Origin of the sequence: Actinotalea lenta, assembly GCF_030586465.1 — a bacterium.
Taxonomy (GTDB): domain Bacteria; phylum Actinomycetota; class Actinomycetes; order Actinomycetales; family Cellulomonadaceae; genus Actinotalea; species Actinotalea lenta.
Map to the genome: position 1 here is coordinate 316,922 of NZ_JAUQYP010000001.1, position 13,477 is coordinate 330,398.

The 13,477-nt window shown below is 73.5% G+C and carries 12 protein-coding genes; 8 read left to right on the plus strand and 4 right to left on the minus strand.

All coding sequences use genetic code 11. From position 1 onward, the window contains the following. The first annotated feature begins 18 nt into the window (after window positions 1–18). On the plus strand, window positions 19–777 hold the full coding sequence (locus tag Q6348_RS01450; RefSeq protein WP_304599560.1) for an SDR family oxidoreductase: 759 nt from the start codon (window positions 19–21) through the stop codon (window positions 775–777). A gap of 70 nt (window positions 778–847) precedes the next feature. On the opposite strand, the gene Q6348_RS01455 is transcribed toward Q6348_RS01450, so the two are convergent. Next, window positions 848–1,201, minus strand: a complete 354-nt coding sequence (locus tag Q6348_RS01455) for a YciI family protein (RefSeq protein ID WP_304599561.1) — start codon at window positions 1,199–1,201, stop codon at window positions 848–850. Window positions 1,202–1,290: 89 nt separating this feature from the next. Further along, window positions 1,291–1,659 (minus strand): hypothetical protein, encoded by a 369-nt coding sequence (locus Q6348_RS01460; protein WP_304599562.1) that lies wholly within the window; start codon window positions 1,657–1,659, stop codon window positions 1,291–1,293. A gap of 110 nt (window positions 1,660–1,769) precedes the next feature. On the opposite strand from Q6348_RS01460, the gene Q6348_RS01465 reads away from it, so the two are divergent. The 4 genes from Q6348_RS01465 (at window position 1,770) to Q6348_RS01480 (ending at window position 9,203) form a co-directional block, all read left to right on the plus strand. Further along, window positions 1,770–2,444, plus strand: a complete 675-nt coding sequence (locus Q6348_RS01465) for an SDR family NAD(P)-dependent oxidoreductase (RefSeq protein WP_304599563.1) — start codon at window positions 1,770–1,772, stop codon at window positions 2,442–2,444. 240 nt (window positions 2,445–2,684) lie between these two features. After that, window positions 2,685–3,935, plus strand: coding sequence for a neprosin family prolyl endopeptidase (locus Q6348_RS01470; RefSeq protein WP_304599564.1), 1,251 nt, complete (start codon window positions 2,685–2,687; stop codon window positions 3,933–3,935). 18 nt (window positions 3,936–3,953) lie between these two features. After that, window positions 3,954–7,613 carry a hypothetical protein gene (locus Q6348_RS01475; RefSeq protein ID WP_304599565.1) on the plus strand — a complete coding sequence of 1,220 codons (3,660 nt, stop codon included), beginning with the start codon at window positions 3,954–3,956 and terminating at the stop codon, window positions 7,611–7,613. A 3-nt stretch (window positions 7,614–7,616) separates the two neighbouring features. Next, a complete protein-coding gene (locus Q6348_RS01480) occupies window positions 7,617–9,203 on the plus strand; it encodes a hypothetical protein (protein ID WP_304599566.1) in 1,587 nt (528 codons plus the stop codon). Window positions 9,204–9,230: 27 nt separating this feature from the next. Here the strand turns inward: Q6348_RS01480 and Q6348_RS01485 are convergent, their stop codons facing one another. Continuing rightward, on the minus strand, window positions 9,231–9,626 hold the full coding sequence (locus Q6348_RS01485) for a DUF302 domain-containing protein (protein WP_304599567.1): 396 nt from the start codon (window positions 9,624–9,626) through the stop codon (window positions 9,231–9,233). A 138-nt stretch (window positions 9,627–9,764) separates the two neighbouring features. Between Q6348_RS01485 and Q6348_RS01490 the strand changes: the two genes are divergently transcribed. Beyond that, window positions 9,765–10,304 carry an HAD domain-containing protein gene (locus Q6348_RS01490; RefSeq protein WP_304599568.1) on the plus strand — a complete coding sequence of 180 codons (540 nt, stop codon included), beginning with the start codon at window positions 9,765–9,767 and terminating at the stop codon, window positions 10,302–10,304. A gap of 60 nt (window positions 10,305–10,364) precedes the next feature. Further along, the gene (locus tag Q6348_RS01495; RefSeq protein WP_304599569.1) at window positions 10,365–11,603 is read left to right on the plus strand and encodes a metal-dependent hydrolase family protein; all 1,239 of its coding nucleotides are present in this window, start codon (window positions 10,365–10,367) and stop codon (window positions 11,601–11,603) included. A 25-nt stretch (window positions 11,604–11,628) separates the two neighbouring features. Here the strand turns inward: Q6348_RS01495 and Q6348_RS01500 are convergent, their stop codons facing one another. Beyond that, the gene (locus tag Q6348_RS01500) at window positions 11,629–12,048 is read right to left on the minus strand and encodes a hypothetical protein (RefSeq protein WP_304599570.1); all 420 of its coding nucleotides are present in this window, start codon (window positions 12,046–12,048) and stop codon (window positions 11,629–11,631) included. Between the two features lie 200 nt (window positions 12,049–12,248). On the opposite strand from Q6348_RS01500, the gene Q6348_RS01505 reads away from it, so the two are divergent. Further along, window positions 12,249–13,457, plus strand: coding sequence for an EAL domain-containing protein (locus Q6348_RS01505; RefSeq protein WP_304599571.1), 1,209 nt, complete (start codon window positions 12,249–12,251; stop codon window positions 13,455–13,457). Window positions 13,458–13,477: the final 20 nt, after the last annotated feature.

Sequence of the window (13,477 nt, forward strand, 5' to 3'; positions counted from 1 at the left end):
TCCCGGAAGGAGACGGGCATGGGGCTGGTGGCAGGCAAGGTCGCGCTCGTCACGGGCGGCGCCGCTGGGATCGGGCGGGCCTCCGCCGTGACGTTCGCGCGGGAGGGCGCCCGTGTGGCCGTGGTCGACGACGACGCGGCCGGGGGTGAGAAGACCGTGGCGATGATCGAGGAGGCGGGCGGCACCGCCGTCTTCATCGAGTGCGACATCGCCGACGCCGACGGTGTCGAGTGCGCGATCGCGAAGAGCGTCGAAGCGTTCGGTCGCCTCGACTGCGCCCACAACAACGCGGGCGTCGAGGGCCCGATGGCTCTGACGGCCGAGTACGCGGAGTCGGAGTGGGACCGCCTCATGGGCGTCAACGTCAAGGGCACCTGGCTGTGCATGAGGCACGAGATCCCGCGCATGCTGTTCCGCGGGGGTGGCGCGATCGTCAACACCGCGTCCTTCGCGGGAGTGGTGGGTGTCGAGGGGATGACCGCCTACAGCGCCTCGAAGTTCGGGGTCGTCGGGATCACCAAGGTCGCTGCCCTCGAGTACGCGTCGATGGGCATCCGGGTCAACGCGGTGTGCCCGGGCCCCATCCGGACCGCGATGATCGACCGACTCCGTGAGACGAACCCGCAGGCGATGGCCGACCTGCTCGCGAGCGCACCGATGGGCCGCCTCGGCCGCCCGGAGGAGATCGCCGAGGCCGCCGTGTGGCTCTGCTCGGACCGGGCCTCGTTCGTCAACGGGCACAGCATGGTCGTCGACGGCGCCTTCACCGCCCGGTAGGACGCTCCACGCCAGCGAGCGCGGTCCGCTGACGCCTGCGCGGGGCCCCTGCGCAGGCGTCGGGCCGGGGTCAGACCACCGGCCCGTCGATGAACTCGCGCACCTCGACCGGGAGCGTCGTCGCTCGGGCGAGCCTGCGACCCCACTCGGTGGCCTCGGCCCGGTCCGCGGCGGTGATGATCGTCAACCCGCCGACGTGCTCCTTCGACTCGACGTACGGACCGTCGGTCACCGCCGCGCCTGCGCGGCGCGGATCGGCCACGGCGGCCGCGCTCGGGTCGTGCAGGCCCCCGGAGAACACCCACGCACCCGCGGCGATCATCTCCGCGCGCACGACGTCGACGGCTCGCATGATCCCCGCGAGGCGGTCAGCCGGGGGTGGGTCACCGATCGGCTGGTAGATGCTGAGCAGGTAGTGCGCCATGCGCCGCTCCTTCCAGATGCGCTCCGGGAGAGCCCCGGACGTCACACCTCTCCGACGATCGTCGGCGGCCGCGTTCGACACCCAGGACCCTAGAACGGGAACAGCTCGTCGCGGGACCGCGCCACCGGTCGATCACCACGCAGCTCCCGACCCAGGGCACGGGCACCGAACAGCAGATGGAAGCCCAGCACGAGGGTGCCGGCGATGGCGCCGTAGCCGAGCCAGCCACCCCACCACGTCACGGTCCCGACGACGCCCCACACCGCCACGCCCAGCGTCGCGGCGGCGGCGCACGCCAGCGTGACGATCACGGCACGGCGACGCTGAGGCGTTCCGGGCTCCCGCGAGACGGCACGGCGAAGCAGCGCCTCGTAGATCGCCGCCGGGATCGCCGCGACCAGGAACGACACGGCGAACTGGAAGATCGGTAGCTTGACTGCCTCAGCGAAGGCCCCCATCACCACATCATGCGCGAACGCGCTGCGCACGTCTCCCGGACGGCGGACATCACCCGACGGCGCCTCACGGCGCGCTACGGTCGATCACGTACTCGTCGAAGGAGAAGGACATGCCCACCATCGCGATCGTCGGAGCCGGACCCGGTCTGGGGGCCGCCGTCGCGCGCCGGTTCGGCGCTGAGGGCTTCTCGGTCGCGCTCCTCTCACGCGACCAGGCCAAGCTCGACGCCCTCGCCGCGGAGCTCGGTGCCGGCGGCGTGACGGCCAGGGGCTACGCCGCCGACGTCCGCGACCCCGCCACCCTCGAGGACGCGCTTGCGCGGGCCGCAGCCGAGCTGGGCCCGATCTCCGTGCTCCAGTACAGCCCGCTGCCCTCGCGCGCCTACCTCGAGCCGGTGCTCGACCTGACGCCCGACCTCGCGCTCGAGGCCCTCCGGTTCTCCGCGCTCGGCCTCATCCACGCCGCGCGCGCGGTGCTCCCGGCCATGCGCACGGCCGGCGAGGGGTCGATCGTGCTCATCAACGGCGGCACCTCGGTCAAGGCGCGGCCGGGCTTCGCGGGCACCTCGGTCGCGTTCCCCGCGGAGAGCGCCTACGGGGAGATGCTGCACGACGCGCTCGCGGACGAGGGCGTCCGGGTCGTCCAGCTCGTGATCCCCGGGGCGATCCCCAAGCTCCGGCTCGAGCACGGCATCGACGACGTGGCCGAGCGCATCTGGGAGCTGCACCGCTCCGACGGCCCCTTCCGGTCGATGCTCATCCCGCTCGAGGAGGGCCGGGAGTAGCCAGACCCGCCACCCGGCGGAGGTGGAGTCGGGCCCGTCCACGACGATGTGACAGAACCCCCTTGACAGGGGTCGTGCAGCGGCGGACCGTGTGACCTACGTGGTTTGCGCAGTCTTCCGACCGGTACACGTGCCGGTCCACTCACCTCACACGCGCTAGGCCGGATGCCGGGCCAGCGACGTCTCCTGCGCAGGAAGGCGCAGGACCGGTGCCGCCCGCGTCACCGATGGAGGCCGGTCATGGCTGAACCGCTGGGCATTCTTCCGCTCCGATCCTTTCGTGACACCGTCGACAAGGAGCAGTTCACCGCAGCGCGTCGCGACCCGCGCGCGCGCGTGGTGAGCAAGCAGTCGTTCGACGAGATGAAGTCCCACCTCCTCGAGCTGTACGGGGATCTCGACGCCGAGCACAGCTTCGAGGACCCCGCCGGCGCTGAGGTCGACTGCGTGCCGATCGAGTCCCAGCCGTCGCTGCGGGGTACCGACGGAACGATCGCCGTCGCGCCCGACCTGGGCCCCGTGCTGCGGGGCGAACCCCCGCAGGTCCCCGCGCAGCAGGCGCCGCGTGCGCCCGTGAACTTCCACCGCCGGGACCGGCACGGCAACGAGGTGTACGTCCCGTCCGGGACGATCCCGATCCGCCGGGTCCGGCTGGCCGACATGGCTCGGTTCGCGACGCTGTCGGACTTCATGCGCAAGAGCGCCGGGCCTTCACCGGTACCACCGAGTGCGCCCGACCCGGACACCGGCAAGAACCATCGCTACGCCTACACCCACCAGACCGTGGACAACATCGGCGGTCACAGCTCGCTCGCGGTGTACGCCCCGACCATCACCTCCGACCAGGTCTTCTCCCTGGCCCAGCACTGGTACTCCGGTGGCACCGGCAACGCCCACCAGACGCTCGAGGTGGGCTGGCAGGTGTATCCGGCCAAGTACGGTCATGCCAACCCCGTGCTGTTCCTCTACTGGACCGCGGACAACTATCAGTCCACCGGTGCGTACAACCTCGACTCCGCGGGGTTCGTGCAGACCAACAGCGCCTGGACGATCGGCGGTGCTCTGAGCCCCGTCAGCACCAAGGGCGGCCAGCAGTTCGAGATGGAGCACGCCGCCTACCTGTTCGGCGGGAACTGGTGGGTCTACGCGGGCGGGACGTCGTCCTCGGACGCGCTCGGCTACTACCCGACCTCGCTGTACTCCGGCGGCCAGATGGCCTCCAAAGCCACGGAGATCACCTACGGCGGCGAGACCGTCACGTCCGCCGTCGGCTGGCCGGCGATGGGCAGTGGGGAGTTCGCTTCCGCGGGGTGGCAGCAGGCCGCCTACCAACGCAACCTCTACTACTACCCGACCGGAGGCGGGGCGCAGTGGGCGGGGCTCACCGCCGAGCAGCCCTCCCCCGCCTGCTACACGCTCCAGCTCGGTGCCGCCGCCGCACCGTGGGGCGTCTACTTCTTCTACGGCGGGTCCGGCGGAGGCAACTGCTGAGGCGAGGGAGGTCCCCCCATGGCGACAACACCCGGCCAGCCCGTCCCGGCTCCGATGGCCGCCGCACCGGAACGCGCGTCGGCCTCGACGCACACCGCGGCGTTCGGCACGACGGACGCCACGACCGGCACGGGCTCGGTCCCGGATCGTGTCCGGTCGGCGATCGGGGCACGCGCCCGGATCCCGCTGACGGTGGACCCGTTGGGGCTCCGTCCCGAGCTGCGGGCGCAGTTCTTCGACACGCGTGCGAAGGCCGTGGCCAACCTGTTCACCGGGATGGCCCAGGTCCACGCCGACCTGGGCACACTGGTCGCCGACCTCGCGGTGCCGACCGCGCCCGCCAACCTCATCGCGGTGCTGGTCCAGCCGGACGGCAGCCCGGTGGGACCGGTGCAGATCCAGTTCGACCCCGCGACCCTGCAGCACAAGGCGCCCGTGGTCAGCGTCGTCAACGAGCGCGACGGGGGCTTCCGGCTCCCGCTGCCCGCCGGCATGCGGCTGCCGACGACGGCGAGCCTCCACCTCGTGGTGCACGGCGGCTCGGGCGGCAGCGTCACCGTCGATGTCCCGGCCGCCGAGATCGCCGCCAACGGCGTCGCGGGGACCATCCGGCTCGGCCAGTTCGTCACCCCGCTGCCGGTGAGCATCCTCGCCTCGCTCCAGCAGCTGGTCGCCCCGGCGCCCACGTCCGAGCCGCCGCCGAAGCCGACCACCACGCCCGCGCTTCCGGTCGTGTCGATCGGCGACGGGGACTCCTGCCTGCTGAGCTACGGCGCGAACGCCTCGGTGGACCGGTTCCGCTACGGCGTCTTCTTCCGGCTGGTCGAACCACGCGCCTCGATCGTCAGCCAGGCCCGTCCCGTGCCGACCGCCGGGGGGTTCACCTTCCTGCCGTTCTACGCGACCGAGCTCGTCCGGGCGGACCAGCCTGCCGTGGCACCGGCACAGCCGGAGGCTCCTGCCCGACCCGGCGCCCTCCCGCAGGTGCCACCCGCCGACCCGGACCCGGGGAGCGTCACGTACGTCGACCGCGTGCCGGTCGAGCAGCCGATCAGCGTCGACGGGTTCCGCGACCAGGTGATGGGGCTCACGGAGGACGGCACGTACACGGCCGACGAGCTCCGTCCGATGGCGGGCACCCTCGGCATCGGGTACGTGCTTCACCTGTCCCAGCAGTGGACCCTCCAGGGGCTCGCGCTGGGCGACCTGGTCTACTCCCTGCCGCTCGCCCCCGGTGAGCAGCAGCAGGTCGCCGTCTTCGAGCGCACCGACACCGCTCGGGTGACCGAGTCGGAGTTCTTCACGCAGGAGGAGGCCCAGCACCAGCGCGCCCTGTCCGACACCTCGACGCACGCCACGTTCGAGTCGGCCTTCGAGGAGGCTATCCACGGCTCGAGCCACTTCGACACGCACTCCAGCTCCAAGAGCTGGGGCGCCAGCATCATCATCGTGAGCGGTGGCGGTGGTAGCTCCTCGGCGAGCGGTTCGTCCTCGCAGACGCTCGAAGGGCACCGGCAGACCACCCAGGAGGCCGCTCAGCAGACGCACTCCGCCGCGGAGAACCAGGCCTCGGCACGTCGCCGGGCCGCGCGCACCGGGATGCGGGTCGCGACGGCGACCGAGTCCCAGGAGCTGACCACGCGGGTCATCACCAACCACAACCACACCCGCGCGCTGACGATGCAGTACTGGGAGGTGCAGCGGCTCTACGACGTCACGACCGGCATCGACGGCCTGACCCTGGCAGTCCTGGTCCCGCTCCAGGTGGTGCGCTTCATGCCGCCGGGACAGCCTGTGCACCTGACCTCGCCGTCGCAGGTGGACAGCCGGGCCAAGATCCTGCAGCGCTACGAGGCGATCCTCAAGCACGCGGACGTGCTCGGGCAGGCCCTGCCACGCCGCTACCAGCACGGCCTGCAGATGCTCACCGGCTTCGCAGCGGACCCGCTCGCCGCGGTGAGCAGCGCCGGAGCCGCCGCCCAGGACATCATCCAGGTCACGGTCACCGGCTCCTTCCTGGACACCGAGGACGTGTGGCTGCGGGTGGTCACCGACCGCGGCACCCGCATCGGGCCGGTCAAGCTGACCAACCCGGCGCCCCCTCCACCGGCGGAGACCTTCGAGAGCAAGGACCAGCTCGTCGACTGGCTCATGAACGAGCGCCGCAACAGCGCCGTGGCGCTCAGCGGCGCGGTCGCCCTGCCGCCGTCGATGAACCGGTCCAACGTCGTCGGCTTCGAGCTCTCGCGCGCCTTCGCGAGCCTGTCCTACCCGCTGCTCACCCAGGAGGTCGCGACGCTCAAGTCGCTCGAGGGGCTGTTCGGCGGCACCAGCTGGATCGACCAGGCGCTCGAGTCCAAGCTGTCCGCGGCGTCGGCGCGACGGCAGACGGTTGTCCTCACCCCTGCGGACCTGGAGCGCGCGGTCGGCGGACCGCACCTCACCTGGTTCTCCGCCGCGGTCGAGGAGCTCGCGGACGGCAGCCCCACCGGCGCGGCCAACGAGGAGTACGCCAACCAGCCGCTGTCCGGGGTCGAGCTCCCGCAGCAGACCTACCCGGTCCCGGCACGCCAGCTCGCGCCCGTGCTGCGCTACGACGAGGTGCTCGAGATCGAGAAGATGGCCGGCCACGTCGCGCGCAACACGCTGACGTACTCGCACGCGGTGTGGGCCTCGATGGACGACCTCGAGCGCGCCGTGCTGCTGGAGGCGTACACCATCGGGGTGCCACCGGACGGCGTCGAGGACGCCACCCAGATGGTGCCGCTGCTGAACTGCGTGCAGAACCGCGTGCTCGGGTTCTTCGGGAACTCGATGATCCTGCCGTTCATCATCCCGCAGTCGCTGTCCGGGCGGATGGTCGGCGGCCAGGCGGTCGACCCGATCGCGCTGCACGACGCCCTCCTCGCCTACCAGAAGGCGACGTTCAGCCCGCCGCACTCGACGATCGCGCTGCCGACCCGCGGCGTGCTCGCCGAGGCCGTGCTGGGCACCTGCCCGTCCGCGGAGAAGATCGACCTGCGCCGGTTCTGGAACTGGCAGGACTCCCCCGCGGACACGGCACCGACGATCTCGCCCGTCACGCTGCCGACCGGTGCGGAGAACCAGGCGGGCGGCCTCACCGCGCCGTCGAACCTGACCAACCTGCCATCGTTGATCAACAACGTGCTGACCGCGCCGACACCGGACACGTCGCTGCTGTCCGCCCTGAGCCAGGCGGCGGCCGGCCAGAAGGACTTCGCCAGCTCGCTCACCGGCGCCTCGGAGCTGGCCGGGCTCGTCACGAACGCCCAGAACACCGCCAACCTGGCCCGCGCCGACGCGCTGAAGACCACCAAGGAGCTCAACGCGCAGGCGATGGCGACCGTCGGCAACATCCTCGGCGGCATCTACGGCGGCAACCCCACTGCCGGGTCGAGCGCCGCCGCCGCAGTCTCCGGCAAGGGTGACGGCGGACCGGCCCCGAGCCCGAGCACCTCGAAGGGCACCGCCAAGCCGCCGGACGCCAGCGGCGGTGGCAAGGTCACCGCCACGGGCAGCCCGGGCAGCAACGGCGGCACGCCGAGCCCGAGCGGAGGGACACCGAGCCCGAGCGGAGGCACGCCGTCCGGTGGGCCGCCAGGACCGCCGACGGGCAACCCGAGCCCGAGCCCGACCCAGCCGAGCAGGGAGGGATGAGCGATGCCGTCGAACCCCAGGACCGGCGCCGCCGCACCCATCGTCGAGCTGCCCGGTGACCGGGCCGCCGAGCCGACGGGAGCCGCACTGGCCAACCCGCCCGCGAACGCGGCGCCCCCGACCGGGCCCACGCCGGCCGCCGAGCCCGCTCCGGCACCGACGGGCGGTCCGTCCGGACCGTTGCCGGACACCCCCGGCGGCTCCGGGACCGGACCGGGCGGCACCGGTGGCGGCACCGGTGGCGGCACCGGTGGCGGCACCGGCACCGGACCGGGCGGAGGGCCGGCGGGCACCGGTGGCGGCACCGGCACCGGACCGGGCGGAGGGCCGGGCGGCACCGGTGGCGGCACCGGCGGCACCGGCGGGCCCCCGGACGCCGGGGGCGCCGGCGCGGGCCCCGGCGACACCACCGGCGGCGTCCCGGTGACCGGCGGCGGCCTCGACGAGACCCAGGTCGGCGAGCAGCTCGCGAGCAGCCTGCTGGACCTGGTGACCAATGCCACGTCAGGCGACGCGGTGGAGGCGCAGCGCATCATCCTGCGCCGGATCGCGCTGCAGGGCGACATCGTGCCCTCCCGGGTCCCGGCCCCGCTGAACATCACCCAGATCGGCGGGTACCTCAACCTCCTGGAGAGCCTGGGTCAGACCGACATGGAGCTGCAGACCCTCGCCGGGATCCTCGGGGTCGCCGGGACCGTACGGCCCCAGGGCCTGCTCGGGGGAGCACCCGCGCTCACGCTGGTGCCGGTCGCCAACGACCGTCCACCCGGTCCTGCCCAGCCGTCCCTGCCGGTGGTGGTGGCGTTCCGCAGCGACCTGGCACCCGCGGTGCGCGCGGCGTTGTCCGGCCTGCACGACGTCGGCGCGGTCCTGCCGATGCTGGGCAACCCGACGGGCCTGCCGGTCGCGGGCCTGGCCGCCGCCGTGCCGGACCCGCTGCCGTACCTCGGGCGGGTGCTCACCGTGGCCTCCGCGTACGCGACGCAGAACGCTGCGACCGATCCGCTGCTGCTGGCGCGGCCGTCCGGGAGCACGGACCCGTTCGAGCTGACGGCCCGCGCCGCGGCACCGACCGCCCCGGCCGACCTGGACGTCCTGGTGTGCACCTCGTCGTCGTGCGTCCCGCTCGCGCAGACCGGGGTGCGCGCCGTGCCGGTGGGGCCCGCGCTGGCGTCGGCAGGTTTCTACCCCGCCGACCCACCACCGCAGCCGGCGAGCAGTGCCGACACCGCCTGGGCCCGCTACACCAACACCACGGGCCTGGTCGCCGGGACGCGACTCGGCGACGAGCTGGCGCTGCTGTACACGTGGGACACGATCGCCGGGAGCGTCTACAGCGACCACTTGGACTGGGTGTGGACGGGCACGACCTTCGACGTCGCCGGCTCCCCGACGACCGGCACCGCAGGGACCGGCACCGCGGGGACCGCCGGCACGGGGGGAGCCGGTGGGCCCGCACCCGCACCCGGTCCGGGGCCCGCACCCGCGCCCGGTCCGGGCCCAGCACCAGCACCCGCACCCGGTCCGGGGCCCGCTCCCGCGCCCGGTCCGGGCCCAGCGCCAGCACCACCGGCCGGCCCCAGCCGGTAGCCCGCCCTGGCCGGACGGGCTCCTCGCTCACGCCTCGGCGAGCTCGGCCAGGGCACGGCCGATGCGTGCGCCGGCCTCGTCGGCGTAGTCGGTCAGGCCGTCGACGTCGGTCACCGTCGAGATCAGGGCCGGGTCGAACACGTGCACCTGGCAGCTGTCCGGGCCGGTCGCCCGCACCACCACGCTGCACGGCAGCAGCACACCGATGCGCGGGTCCGCGGTCACGGCGCCCTCGGCGAGCGCCGGGTTGCACGCCCCGAGGATCACGTAGGGCCCGATCTCGACCTGGCGCTTGGCGCGCAGCGTCGCCTCCATGTCGATCTCGGTGAGGATGCCGAACCCCTGGGACGCCAGTGCCTCCCGGGTGCGGGTCACCGCGTCCTCGAAGGGAAGGGCTACGTCCACGGTGCGCTCGAACTGCATCTCGGGCTCCTCGCTGGTCGACAGGGACCCGGCACGGCACGACTCGCCGGCCGGCTCCTTCGTGTCTACCACCGCCGCGCGGACCCTGCCGCGGGTTTCACGCGACCTCCGCGATCGGGGCCGCGCTACCGTCGACGGATGGTCGGCCCCCCCTGGTGGTTCCTGGACGTCGACGGGGTGCTCAACGCCTTCCCCCCGCCTCCGTCCGGCGCGACCACGTGGTCCTACCGGTCGCTCCGGGTCGGGGCGCAGGGTGGGGTGTTCACCGTGACCGTCGCGGACGAGCTGCTCGCCGCGCTGCGCGACGTGCACACCACCGGCCAGGCGGAGGTGGTCTGGTGCACCACCTGGGGCTCGGACGCCCGGGACAGCCTCGCCCCGCTGCTCGACCTGCCCGACTGGCCCGTCGCGCCACGCCCGGACGACATCCGCTGCGCGCCGCTGCCGGGCTGGTCGGCCGCGCCGTGGTGGAAGCTCGAGGCCGTCTCGCGCTGGCTCGACCGGGAGCCCCGCCCCTATGTGTTCACCGATGACGACCTGGTCCCCGAGGTCGTCGAGGAGCTACGAGCCCGCCATCCCGGCCTGCCGGCGTGCCTGCTCCGGCCGAGCACCACCCCGGGGCTCGGGCCGACCGAGCTGCGTACCGTGCACGAGTTCCTCACCCGGCCGGCCGGCTGACGCTCCCGCGAGGGCGCAGGCCGGTGTGCTTGACTGTCCGGAGGGACGACGGGGGGCGACGTGGGCACCATCAGGATCGAGGCCGACCTGCTGGTCCCCGGGCGCGGGGACCCCGTGGGCGACGGCACCGTCCTGATCGACGACGGCCGGATCACCTACGCCGGCCCGACGACCGATGCCCCCGCGACCACCGCCCCGGCGACCCGGGTCGCCACGGTGATGCCGGGCCTGTGGGACAGCCACGTGCACTTCATGGGCGTCCTCGACCTGGACCTCGGCAAGCTCCTGCAGGAGGCCCACTCGGTGTTCGTGGCGCGCGCGGTGCGATCCGCGGCCGACGTGCTCCAGGCCGGGTTCACCAGTGTGCGCGAGCTGGGCGGGCACGGGGTGTACCTCGCGCACGCCATCGACGAGGGGACCCTCGACGGCCCGACGATCTACGGCGCCGGATCGATCCTGAGCCCCACGGGCGGCCACGCCGACTTCCACGGCCGCTCGCTGGCCACCCTCATGGACTACAGCGCGCACGAGGGCGCCACCCAGCTGTGCGACGGCGTGCCGGACTGCCTGCGCGCGGTCCGTCTCCAGCTGCGCAAGAACGCCCGGGTGATCAAGGTGTGCGCGTCGGGCGGTGTGCTCAGCGAGGTCGACCACCCCGTCCACCAGCAGTTCTCCGGCGAGGAGCTGCGCGCGATCGTCGAGGAGGCGGGTCGCGCGGAGCGGGCGGTCGCGGCGCACTGCCACGGCAAGCCCGGCATCATGGCGGCACTGGAGGCCGGTGTCCGCACCATCGAGCACGGCACCTATCTGGACGTCGAGGCGGCCACTGCGATGCGGGAGGCCGGCGCAGTCCTCGTCGCGACACGCTCGATCGTGGCCCGGATGACCCGTGCCGTGGACCAGGTGCCACCGTTCGCCGCCGCCAAGATCCGCGCCATCGTCGAACGCCACGCCGAGGCGATGCAGGTCGCACGCGAGGGGGGCGTGGCCGTCGCCGCAGGGACCGACTTCGCCACCGTGGGGCCGACCACCCTGGCGCCGCTGGGCCGCAACGGCGAGGAGCTCGAGCACCTGGTCGCCGCCGGGTACACGCCGCTCGAGGCGATCGAGGCCGCCACCGCGAACGCGCCCGCCACGCTGGGCGCGCAGGCACCGCGATCCGGCCTGCTCGCCGCGGGGTACGACGCCGACGTCATCGCCGTGGACGGCGACCCCACCGCGGACATCGCGCTGCTCGCCGACCCGGTCCACGTCACACACGTCTGGAAGGCGGGCCGCGCGGTCAAGGCCCCGCAGTGAGCTCCGACGGGGCCCGCCGCGCACCTCATCCGCAGGACCGGGTGAGCTGTTGCCAGTCCTGGCTCAACCACGCGGCCGGAGCCCGGCCGGTGGGGCCGGCCGCCAGACAGAACGTCTCGGTGCCGGCGGACAGCAGCACGACGTCGACGTCGGTGACCGGCTCCCATCCCGCGCCGATCAGCGCGCCGACGTCCCTGGTGAACGTGCCGTGCCGGTCATGGTAGGTCTCCTGGGCCGTGGCGGCGGCGGCCAGCGCCTCGCTCACGGAGGACGACGTCGCCCCGGCGCTGCGCGCATCCGCTGACGTCCACGCGGCGACGCCGAACGAGCCGAGCACCAGCGCGGCCGCGACGGCGGAGGTCACCCCCAGCCCGTGGCCGCGCCGGCCCCGCGGACGTCCGCCCACGTGGGGCGCAGGCTCAGCGGGATGGGCGATCACCGTCATCGCGCCACCTCCTCGCCCGTCCCACCAGTCCGATCGGCGGCGCGCGGCGGCTATCAAGGGTTTCTCCGGCGTCCTTGCTGGTCAACCCGGCCCGCGGCGCGCCATAGTGGGCACCAACCGGACACCGTCCGGCCGTCACGGGGGGCGTGTCACGGGAAGGGGCCCGCGGCTCGGCGCGACGACGATCCCAGTGGGTACCGATGCGACGCTCCAGGCCGGCTGCGCCCGAGGCGCTGCGTGACCGGGCCCTCGCCCGGACGGTCACGGTGCACCCCTGGCTCGCCGCCGGCGCCACGGTCGCCGGGCTCGCCATCTGCTGGGGCCTCGTGTGGGTCACCGGAGGCAGCGAGCGCGCCTTCACGCACACCTTCTACGTCCCGATCGTGTTCGCAGCGGTGCGGTTCGGCCTGCGCGGGACCGCAGTCACATCGATGGTCGCTGCGACGCTCGCCGGTCCGCTGATGCCCCTCAGCACGGTCTCCGGAGAGGCGCAGTCGACGCAGGCCTGGCTGACCCGCGCCGTGATGTACTTCGCCGTCGGCACCCTGGTCACCTTCACGGTCGAGGGGCGCCGCCGCGCTGCCGAGCGCCAGCTCGCGCGGGACGTGCGCGAGACCCTGGCGCCCGCGGCAGCGCGCCCGGTCGACTCCTCCCTGGTGCCGCAGGTCCGCACCGTCCTGGAGACCTCGGCGTTCCACATCGTGTACCAGCCGATCTACGCCCTGCGCACCGGCGAGCTGCTCGGCGTCGAGGCGTTGACCCGGGTGGACGTCGCACCGTACCGGCCACCGGACCGCTGGTTCGCGGCCGCACGCGAGGCCGGTCTGGGGACGGAGCTGGAGCTCGCAGCCGTGCGGGCGGCCGTGGCCGGGGCGTCCTCGCTCCCGGACGACATCGACCTCGCCGTCAACGTCTCTCCCGGCACGGTCGCCGACCCGCGGCTGCTCGAGCTCCTCACCGGTACCGGTCGCCCGCTCGTGCTCGAGATCACCGAGCACGCGGGGATCGAGGACTACGACGTGCTCGCCGGCCGGATCGACGCCCTGCGTCAGGCCGGTGCCCGCATCGCCGTCGACGACGCCGGGGCCGGGATCGCGAGCTTGCGGCACATCGTCCAGCTCGCCCCGAGCGTCATCAAGCTCGACATCTCGCTCGCTCAGGGCGTGGCCACCAGTCCGCTGCGTCGCGCGCTCGCAGGCTCGCTGATCGAGTTCGCAGAGCAGACGGGCGCCGAGCTCCTCGTGGAGGGCATCGAGACCGGCGAGGACCTGGTCACGTGGACGAGTCTCGGCGCGCACTCCGTGCAGGGATACCTCGTGGGCCGCCCGTCGCCACTGCCCGTCCCGCAGATCTCGATGGCGATCGCCCGCGGCGTGGCAGCGGTCAGCCGGGCGGGACGACGCGCCTGACGCCCGTCGGCCCCCGGCGT

Bases quoted from the DNA above. Each gene is read 5' to 3' on its own strand.
- Q6348_RS01475 (WP_304599565.1), top strand. From the start codon at position 3,954: ATGGCGACAACACCCGGCCAGCCCGTCCCGGCTCCGATGGCCGCCGCA.
- Q6348_RS01455 (WP_304599561.1), bottom strand. From the start codon at position 1,201: ATGGCGCACTACCTGCTCAGCATCTACCAGCCGATCGGTGACCCACCC.
- Q6348_RS01450 (WP_304599560.1), top strand. From the start codon at position 19: ATGGGGCTGGTGGCAGGCAAGGTCGCGCTCGTCACGGGCGGCGCCGCT.
- Q6348_RS01505 (WP_304599571.1), top strand. From the start codon at position 12,249: ATGCGACGCTCCAGGCCGGCTGCGCCCGAGGCGCTGCGTGACCGGGCC.
- Q6348_RS01460 (WP_304599562.1), bottom strand. From the start codon at position 1,659: ATGGGGGCCTTCGCTGAGGCAGTCAAGCTACCGATCTTCCAGTTCGCC.
- Q6348_RS01470 (WP_304599564.1), top strand. From the start codon at position 2,685: ATGGCTGAACCGCTGGGCATTCTTCCGCTCCGATCCTTTCGTGACACC.
- Q6348_RS01485 (WP_304599567.1), bottom strand. From the start codon at position 9,626: ATGCAGTTCGAGCGCACCGTGGACGTAGCCCTTCCCTTCGAGGACGCG.
- Q6348_RS01500 (WP_304599570.1), bottom strand. From the start codon at position 12,048: ATGACGGTGATCGCCCATCCCGCTGAGCCTGCGCCCCACGTGGGCGGA.
- Q6348_RS01480 (WP_304599566.1), top strand. From the start codon at position 7,617: ATGCCGTCGAACCCCAGGACCGGCGCCGCCGCACCCATCGTCGAGCTG.
- Q6348_RS01490 (WP_304599568.1), top strand. From the start codon at position 9,765: ATGGTCGGCCCCCCCTGGTGGTTCCTGGACGTCGACGGGGTGCTCAAC.
- Q6348_RS01465 (WP_304599563.1), top strand. From the start codon at position 1,770: ATGCCCACCATCGCGATCGTCGGAGCCGGACCCGGTCTGGGGGCCGCC.